Below are 5,332 nucleotides of genomic sequence, written 5' to 3'. Positions count from 1 at the left end.
GACCGACCACATCGAAGGAGACATCAAGTGACCACCCCCGCTCCCCAGCGCCGCCGCTTCCTCAAACGCGCTTCCGCCGCCGCCGCAGGCGCCGGTGCCCTGGCCGCGCCCATGGTGTCGAACGCGCAGACCACCTCGCTGCGTTTTCAAAGCACCTGGCCCGCGAAAGACATCTTCCACGAATACGCCAACGACTTCGCCAAGAAGGTGAACGACATGGCCGGTGGCCGCCTCAAGATCGAGGTGTTGCCCGCCGGTGCCGTGGTGCCCGCCTTCCAGCTGCTCGAAGCGGTGAGCAAGGGCACGCTCGATGGCGGCCACGGCGTGGTGGCTTACCACTACGGCAAGAACTCGGCGCTCGCGCTGTGGGGCTCTGGCCCGGCCTTCGGCATGGACCCGAACATGGTGCTCGCCTGGCACAACTACGGCGGTGGCAAGGTGCTGCTGGAGGAGATCTACAAGGCCATCAACATGGACGTGGTCTCGTACCTCTACGGGCCCATGCCCACCCAGCCCTTTGGCTGGTTCAAGAAGCCGATCGCCAAGGCGACCGACGTGAAGGGCATGAAGTTCCGCACCGTCGGCCTGGCGGTCGACATGTACACCGCGATGGGTGCTGCGGTGAACCCGCTGCCCGGCGGCGAGATCGTGCCCGCGCTCGACCGCGGCCTGATCGATGGTGCCGAGTTCAACAACGCATCGAGCGACCGCACGCTGGGCTTCCCTGACGTGGCGAAGAACTGCATGCTGCAAAGCTTCCACCAGAGTGGCGAGCAGTTCGAGATCCTGTTCAATAGACCGAAGCTCACCGCCTTGCCGGCCGAGCTGCGCGCCATCGTCGACTACGGGGTGCAGGCCGCGAGCGCCGACATGAGCTGGAAGGCCATCGACCGCAACTCGAAGGACTACGACGAGCTGAAGAAGGCCGGCGTGAAGTTCTACAAGACGCCAGATGCCATCCTCAAGGCCCAGCTCGACGCGTGGGACGAGATCATCAAGAAGAAGGGCGGCGAGAACCCGCTGTTCCAGAAGGTGCTCGACTCGCAGAAGGTCTTCGCGCAGCGCGCCAAGCAGTGGCAGAACGACTACATGGTCGACTTCAACATGGCCTACAACCGCTACTTCAAGGGTGCGCCCAAGAAGGCCTGAACGGCTGGCCTGCCTCGGCGTCTTTGGCCGCCGAGGCAGGCCCTCTTCTGAACAATGAACACACAACGACTGCTGTACGTCGCCGACCAGATCAGCACCTGGGTGGGCAAGACCTTCGCGTGGCTCATCGTCGCGCTGATGTTGGTGGTGTGCGCCGAGGTCTTCAAGCGCTATGCCCTGAACGCACCCACGGCGTGGATCTACGACATCAACAACATGATGTACGGCACCCTGTTCATGATGACCGGCGCCTACACGCTGGCCCAGGCCGGCCATGTGCGCGGTGACTTTTTCTACGGCAGCATGAAGCCGCGCACCCAGGCTTCGATCGACCTGGTGCTGTACATCGTGTTCTTCCTTCCCGGCATCGGTGCGCTCACCTGGGCCGGCTGGGACTACTTTCATGACTCGCTGGCGATGCGCGAGCAAACCTTCAACGCCACGCCGCTGCCGGTCTACCCCTTCAAGCTCATGATCCCGGTGGCCGGCGCCATCGTGATGCTGCAGGGCCTGGCCGAGATCCTGCGCTGCGTGGTGTGCCTGCGCACCGGCGAGTGGCCGTCGCGGCTGAAAGATGCCGGCGAGATGGACGTGGTCGAAGAGCAGCTCGCCGCCAGCACCTACGTCGATGAAGACACCCGGCGCGACGCGATCGAGCGCGCGCACCACATCGACGAATCGGCCCGCCAGCGTAACAAGAACGATGAAGGTCTGAGATGAGCAATCCCGCACTCGGCCTGGCGATGCTGGGCTTGATCGTGGTCGTGATCATGCTGGGCTTTCCCACGGCCTTCACGCTGATGGGCCTGGGCATGTTCTTCGGCTTCATCGCCTTCTATGACCCCGCGATGCCGTGGTTCGACAACAAGGTGTTCGACCTGATGGTGCAGCGCGCTTACGGCGCGATGACCAACGAGACGCTGCTGTCCATCCCGCTCTTTGTGCTGATGGGCTACGTGATGGAGCGCGGCGCGCTGGTCGACAAGATGTTTCATGCGGTGCAGCTGGCCTTTCGCCGTGTGCCGGGCTCGCTGGCGGTGGCCACGCTGATCATCTGCACCTTCTGGGGCATTGCCAGCGGCCTGGTTGGCGCGGTGGTGGTGCTGATGGGCGTGATCGCGATGCGGCCGATGCTCAAGGCGGGCTACGACACGCGGCTGGCCGCGGGTGTGATCACTGCTGGGGGCACGCTGGGCATCTTGATCCCGCCCTCGGTGATGATCATCGTGTACGCGGCCGTGGCCGGGCAATCGGTGGTCAAGCTGTATGCGGCGGCCATGTTCCCGGGTTTCTTCCTCGCCTTCCTCTACCTGGTCTACGTGATCGGCTGGTCGATGATCCAGCCCAAGGTCGCGCCCCGCCTGCCGCCCGAGCAACAGCGTGCCGACATCACACCGGGCGTGGCCTTCCTGGCCGCCAACTACTCCGCGCGCATGCTGCCGGCCTTGCTGAAGGCGGTGGTGGCACCGGGCCGGGCGCTGCGCGCTCAGCTCGAAGGGGTGCGTCTCACCTGGCTGGGCCTGGTGCGCCAGCTCGTCGCCGCCCTCACGCCGTTCTTGCTGGCTGCGGTGACGCTGGGTGCGGTGTGGTGGTACGTGACCATCTATTCGCAGCAGGACAACAACCAGGCCGCGCCGGCCGAGGTGGAGCAGTCACAACCGGCCGAGCGCAGCGCCGAGCCCACAACGCCGAGCGGCGGCTTGCAGGAGCCGCAGTCGGGTGGTTTGCAGGAGCCCCAGTCAGACGGCCTGGCGGAGCCGCCAAGCGCGGCCTCCGAGCCCGAGCCGAGCGGCAGTGTGCAAGAACCTCCGGGCACGGCGACCGTACCCGCAGCCGCTGAGCCAGGCCTGCAGTCGCTCGGGGAGCCGGTCGCCGCGCCTCGCACGGCGGCGGTGCCGGAGAACTTCTACATCTCGTTCTGGTTGACCTGTGCCATCACGCTGGCGCTGCTGGCCTGGTACTACTGGCGCATGGACGCCGAGCTGTTCGAGATCTTGCGCATGCTGGTGACCTCGGTGATGCCGCTGGCCATCCTGACGCTGGTGGTGCTGGGGGTGATCCTGTTCGGCATCACCACCGCCACCGAATCGGCGGCGGTCGGGGCGGCGGGCGCCTTCCTGATGGCCTGGCAGGCCGGCACGCTCAACTTGAAGCGAACCAAGGAGGCGGTGTTCCTCACGGCCAAGACCACTGCCATGGTGTGCTGGCTGTTCGTGGGCTCGGCACTCTTTTCGGCGGTGTTTGCGCTGCTGGGCGGCCAGCGCATCATCGAAGAGTGGGTGATGGGCATGAACCTCACGCCACTGCAGTTCTTGTTGCTGGCTCAGGTGATCATCTTCATTCTCGGTTGGCCGCTGGAGTGGACCGAGATCATCGTGATCTTCGTGCCCATCTTCCTGCCGCTGCTGGCGCATTTCCAGATCGACCCGCTGCTGTTTGGCGTGATGGTGTTCGTCAATCTGCAAGCGGCCTTCTTGTCGCCGCCGGTGGCCATGTCGGCCTTCTATCTGAAGGGGGTGTCGCCGCCGCATGTGACGCTGAATCAGATCTTCGCGGGCATGATGCCGTACATGCTGATTGTCATCTTGTGCATGGTGTTCATGTACATCTGGCCTTCACTCACCTTGTGGCTGCCGAGGTATCTCTACGGCGGCTGAGACCATGCCACCCGGGCTGACCCGCATCGCCCGATGAGTGTCGACGCCGGGAAACAGGGGCGGGCGCGCCGGTGCATGACGCGCCCCGTCAATCCACCGGCCGGATGGCGCGGCATCCCCCTAGAATTGACGTATACGTCAACTAGAACGCCCGCCCCGAGGCCGGCCGGAGACCGCATGCCTTCACTCAGCTCCAAGCTCAGCCCGCGCTCAGAAGACTTCAAGGCCAACGCGGCTGCCATGCGCGTACTGGTCGACGACCTCAACGCCAAGCTCGCCCAGGTGGCGCTCGGTGGCGGTGTGGCCCCGCGCGTCAAGCACGTGGCACGCGGCAAGCTGCTGCCGCGCGACCGTGTCGAGATGCTGCTCGACCCTGACACGCCGTTTCTGGAGATCGCGCCGCTCGCCGCCCACGGCATGTACAACGGCGACGCGCCCGGTGCCGGCCTGATCGCCGGCATCGGCCGCGTGGCCGGTGTCGAGTGCATGGTGGTCTGCAACGACGCCACCGTGAAGGGCGGGACGTATTTCCCGCTGACCGTCAAGAAACACCTTCGCGCGCAAGAGATCGCGCAGGCCAACCACCTGCCTTGCATCTACCTCGTCGACAGCGGCGGCGCCAACCTGCCCAACCAGGACGAGGTCTTCCCCGACCGCGACCACTTCGGCCGCATCTTCTTCAACCAGGCGCAGATGAGCGCGGCCGGCATCCCGCAGATCGCGGTGGTGATGGGCTCGTGCACGGCAGGCGGCGCCTACATGCCGGCGATGAGCGACGAGTCGATCATCGTCAAGAACCAGGGCACCATCTTTCTTGCCGGCCCGCCGCTGGTCAAAGCGGCCATCGGCGAAGTGGTGAGCGCGGAAGACCTGGGCGGTGGCGACGTGCACACGCGTTTGAGCGGCGTGGCCGACCACCTGGCGCAGAACGACACCCACGCGCTGGCGATCGCGCGCAACGCGGTGGCCCACCTCAACTGGCGCAAGGACAACCCGCTGCGCTGCATTGAACCGAAGCCGCCGCTGTTCGACGCGGGCGAGCTGCACGGCGTGATCCCGACCGACACGCGCAAGCCGTTCGATGTGCGCGAGATCATTGCCCGCATCGTCGATGGCAGCGAGTTCGAAGAGTTCAAGGCCCGCTATGGCGCCACGCTGGTGACCGGCTTTGCGCACATCGAAGGCATGCCGGTGGGCATCGTCGCCAACAACGGCGTGCTGTTCAGCGAGTCGGCGCTCAAGGGCGCGCACTTCATCGAGCTGTGCGGCCAGCGCAAAGTGCCGCTCGTGTTCTTGCAGAACATCACCGGCTTCATGGTCGGGCGCAAGTACGAAGCCGAAGGCATCGCCAAGCACGGCGCCAAGATGGTGACCGCGGTGGCGACCGCCACGGTGCCCAAGTTCACCGTCATCATCGGCGGCAGTTTCGGCGCCGGCAACTACGGCATGTGCGGCCGCGCCTACAGCCCGCGCTTCCTGTGGATGTGGCCCAACGCGCGCATCAGCGTGATGGGCGGCGAACAGGC

Annotated in this window: 4 protein-coding genes; all 4 read left to right on the top strand. The window is 65.5% G+C overall.

Annotation, left to right across the window (positions count from 1 at the left end):
• The first annotated feature begins 27 nt into the window (after window positions 1-27).
• A complete protein-coding gene (locus RMO40_RS05450; protein ID WP_309717410.1) occupies window positions 28-1,149 on the top strand; it encodes a twin-arginine translocation signal domain-containing protein in 1,122 nt (373 codons plus the stop codon).
• Window positions 1,150-1,203: 54 nt separating this feature from the next.
• The gene (locus RMO40_RS05445; protein ID WP_309717407.1) at window positions 1,204-1,869 is read left to right on the top strand and encodes a TRAP transporter small permease subunit; all 666 of its coding nucleotides are present in this window, start codon (window positions 1,204-1,206) and stop codon (window positions 1,867-1,869) included.
• Entirely contained in the window at window positions 1,866-3,806 is a 1,941-nt protein-coding gene (locus RMO40_RS05440) for a TRAP transporter large permease subunit (RefSeq protein ID WP_309717405.1), read from the top strand. The genes RMO40_RS05445 and RMO40_RS05440 overlap by 4 nt, the downstream gene beginning before the upstream one ends.
• A gap of 177 nt (window positions 3,807-3,983) precedes the next feature.
• The coding region (locus tag RMO40_RS05435; RefSeq protein WP_309717403.1) for a carboxyl transferase domain-containing protein at window positions 3,984-5,332 on the top strand (1,349 nt) is incomplete at its 3' end.

This window comes from Rhizobacter sp., from assembly GCF_031412075.1.
In the GTDB taxonomy this organism is placed as follows: Bacteria; Pseudomonadota; Gammaproteobacteria; order Burkholderiales; family Burkholderiaceae_C; genus Rhizobacter.
Note: the sequence above shows the minus strand (reverse complement) of the source record. Positions and strands in the feature narration are given on the sequence as shown.